At 63.0% G+C, this 3482-nt stretch carries 4 protein-coding genes and 1 pseudogene; 3 read left to right on the top strand and 2 right to left on the bottom strand.

Features of this window, described 5'->3' with window-relative positions:
* A pseudogene (locus ACESL8_RS08610) lies at positions 1-152 on the bottom strand (succinate dehydrogenase, cytochrome b556 subunit); the annotation flags it as partial.
* A gap of 144 nt (positions 153-296) precedes the next feature.
* Positions 297-734, bottom strand: coding sequence for a hypothetical protein (locus ACESL8_RS08605; protein WP_372917848.1), 438 nt, complete (start codon positions 732-734; stop codon positions 297-299).
* Between the two features lie 92 nt (positions 735-826).
* Here ACESL8_RS08605 and ACESL8_RS08600 point away from each other — a divergent pair, with 92 nt between their 5' ends.
* The 3 genes from ACESL8_RS08600 to ACESL8_RS08590 all read left to right on the top strand — a co-directional run.
* Positions 827-2071, top strand: coding sequence for a cytochrome P450 (locus ACESL8_RS08600; protein WP_372917846.1), 1245 nt, complete (start codon positions 827-829; stop codon positions 2069-2071).
* A complete protein-coding gene (locus ACESL8_RS08595) occupies positions 2071-2451 on the top strand; it encodes a cupin domain-containing protein (protein WP_372917844.1) in 381 nt (126 codons plus the stop codon). The genes ACESL8_RS08600 and ACESL8_RS08595 overlap by 1 nt, the downstream gene beginning before the upstream one ends.
* A gap of 68 nt (positions 2452-2519) precedes the next feature.
* A partial coding sequence (locus ACESL8_RS08590; protein ID WP_372917842.1) for a proline iminopeptidase-family hydrolase occupies positions 2520-3482 on the top strand: 963 nt, incomplete at its 3' end.

Below are 3482 nucleotides of genomic sequence, written 5' to 3'. Positions count from 1 at the left end.
GGCCCGCTGGCCAGCGCCGCCAGCCACCAGGCAAAGATCACCACCGCACCAAAGGCCAGCGCGTGGCCAGTAACCCGGTGCAAGATCGAGACTGCCATGTGCCCTCGCCATTTCCAGATGGTGAGGTGCGGAGACATTGGTCGCCCGCCCATTGACTTGGGAGCCGGCGCTATGGGTCGAGTAACCATTCATCCCCTTTCACTGCTCTGCCACGCGGCACGCCAGCAGACGGTGCGTTGTGCCGGCCTACATACCGCGCTGGCGCTGCGGTGCAACAGGCGCGACATGATAGCTGATCATCCAGCGCATTGAATCAGCACGGTACGCGCCAACCCGGCATAGCGGTGCACCAACGCGTCACGATAACGCGTGTCGGCCATCATCGCCAGAAAATGCTGCCTACTGGGATAGCGGACGATAAGCAGCTTGTCCCAATCGCTGGCCTCGGTACCGGGTTGGCCAATGAAGACCTGCTCGCAGGCGCCATCATAAAGCACCTGCGCCTGCGAAATTGCGCCCACGGCGACGGTAAAGGCGTGTTGATACCGGCTGTAGGCATCCTTGCCGGAGCAGGGCGCCATGGCCAATTCCGCCGGATAATTCGCAGTCTCGTGGAATTTCAGCAGGTTCATCATCACCACCGGGCCGTCGCTGCCATGATCGCGCAAGCTGCGCACCTGATCGCGGGTGGGATCGATGCCGGCATCGACATTGGCATGAATGGGAATGGTCATAGTTTGGGGACTCGCAGTGGAGGAACGTTCGAGATAGCATCGCGCAAACGACCGCGAACACGCGGCGCTCATTTTGGGGAGGATTTGATACCATGGCGACGATTGCACCCGTGACCGGTCTTGATGGCGACGTGCCGATCAGCGCCATCGATGTGTCGGACGCGACGTTTTATGCCAACGACAGCTGGCGGCCGGTGTTTGCCCGCCTGCGTGCCGAAGCGCCGGTGCATCACCAGGCCAACAGCCCCTTTGGCCCGTTCTGGTCGGTGAGCAGCCATGCCGACATCATGGCAGTCGAAGCCCGGCCCGACATCTTCTCGTCCAGCCATGAATTTGGCGGCATCACCGTGGTCGACCTGTTTGGCGAATATAATTTGCCGCAGTTCATCGCCATGGATCGGCCGCGCCACAGCGATCAGCGCCGCGTGGTGGCGCCCGCCTTCGGGCCATCGGAAATCGCCCGCATGGCCATCGAGGTGCGCAGCCGCACCCGCGAATTGGTGGACGCTTTGCCGATCGGCGAGACATTCGACTGGGTGGACCGCGTTTCCATCGAATTGACCACCGGGATGCTGGCCATCCTGTTCGGTTATCCGTGGGAAAAGCGGCGCGATCTCACTTTGTGGTCCGATTGGGGCGGCGATATCGAAGCGGCGCTGAATCCGGCGACCAAGGATATCCGCCAGCAGCACCTGATCGACATGACCCACGCGCTTGATGCGTTGATGGCCGAGCGCAAGGCCAAACCGCCGAGCGGCGACCTGATCAGCGCGATGGCTCACAGCGACGCCATGGGCGACATGCCCTTCCAGGAACGCACCGGCAATTACATCCTGCTGATAGTTGGCGGCAACGACACCACCCGCAATTCAATGTCGGGGATGGTGGAAGCCTTCAACCGCTATGACGGGGAGTGGGAAAAGCTTGAAGCGGATCACAGCCTCATCCCCAACGCCATTTCCGAAACCCTGCGCTGGCAAACACCGCTGGCCCACATGCGCCGCACCGCCAACCAAGACAGCGAGATTGCAGGACATGCGGTGAAAGCCGGTGACAAACTTGTGCTATGGTACATCAGCGGCAATCGCGACGAAAGCGTGTTCCCGGATGCCGAACGGTTCGATATCGCCCGCGCCAACGCCCGCCGCCACCTGTCGTTCGGCTTTGGGGTTCACCGCTGCGTCGGTGCGCGGCTGGCGGAATTGCAGATTGCGGTGTTGATGGAGGAGTTGCTGGCGCGCAAATTGTTCCCGCGCCAGGTGGGCGAGGCGGAATATGTGGCACAATGTTTCGTGCATGGTTTCCGCAAGCTGCCGGTTGTGCTTGAACGGCGTTGATGCCCAAGATTGATTCAGCCGCCCTGCCCGTCAACACCGGGTCCAACTATTTACCACCCCATGACGAGGCGGTGATGGGGCGGTCGTGGCAGGCGGTGGCCGCTGCGGGCGGGCTGAAACAGTTTGGTGCCAATCTTGTTACGCTGCCACCGGGGGCCTGGTCCAGCCAGCGCCACTGGCACAGCCACGAGGATGAAATGGTGGTGATGCTGGCGGGCGAAGTCGTGCTGGTGGACGAATATGGCGAAACGTTGCTGGCGGCTGGCGATATTGCGTGTTTTGCTGCCGGCGAAATCAATGGCCACCACTTGCAGAATCGCTCCGCCCTGCCCTGCCGGTTTCTGGCTGTCGGCACCGATCGTATCGATATCGATGAATGATATTATCACGATATCGACATGCATCTGGACCCTGCCGGCTTCCGCCGCAAATCGGGCCCGGTCACGTGATGGCCCGCCGCACCGTTTTGGCCGGCGGTCTGGCCAGCCTGCTGCCCGCGCAGCTGGCGGCACAGGCGTTGCGCCAAGGAGCCACAGCGCCCGGCATTCGCCTCACGCCCGATCAGGAAGCCATGGTACCAGTGGACGGCGGCCGCATCTATGCGCGGGTGAACGGAGCGCTGGCGGGTGCAAAGACACCAATCCTTTTCATCCACGGCGGGCCGGGCAGCTCGCACTGGGGCTGGCTGAACGCCACAGCACTGGCCGACGAGCGCGCCGTGATCTTGTACGACCAGCTTGATTGTGGCCGATCCGATCGGCCCGGCGATCCGGCGAACTGGACGGTGGCGCGCTATTTGTCGGAAATCGAGGCGATCCGCGCCCATTTCGGTATCACCCGCTGGCACGTGCTCGGCGGCAGTTGGGGCGGCACGCTGGCGCTGGAATATGGCGCGTCGCGGCCCGCAGCACTCGCCGGGCTGGTGCTGCAATCACCGTTGATCGCCACCGAGGTCTGGCTGCGTGACGCAGCCGAATTGAAGGCCGCGATGCCCGCCGATGTGCGCGATCTGCTCGATCGCTGTGATACGCCGGGTTCAGCGCCGGAGGCCGCCTGCCGCGCCGCCACCGATGCCTTTTACGCTCGCCACGTCCGCCAGGTGATGCCGCCGCCGGCCATTGCCGCCTATCGCGACGCACTGCCGGCGCCGTTCGCAGAGGCGCTGTACAATCACATGTGGGGCCGGGCCGAGTTCACCTCAACCGGCACGCTGAAGGATTATGACGGGCGGCAGCTGCTCGACCAGCTCGACCGGGTCCGCACGCTGTTCGTCGCTGGCCGTGATGACGAGGCCCGTCCCGAAACCGTCGCTGGCTTCGCGATTGCAGCCGGTGCCCGTTTCGAGGAAATCCCCGATGCAGCACACAGCATCATGCTTGATAATCCAGCGGCTTATCTGGCGTTGCTTAGG

This window comes from Sandarakinorhabdus sp., from assembly GCF_041689835.1.
GTDB lineage: Bacteria > Pseudomonadota > Alphaproteobacteria > Sphingomonadales > Sphingomonadaceae > Sandarakinorhabdus.
Note: the sequence above shows the minus strand (reverse complement) of the source record. Positions and strands in the feature narration are given on the sequence as shown.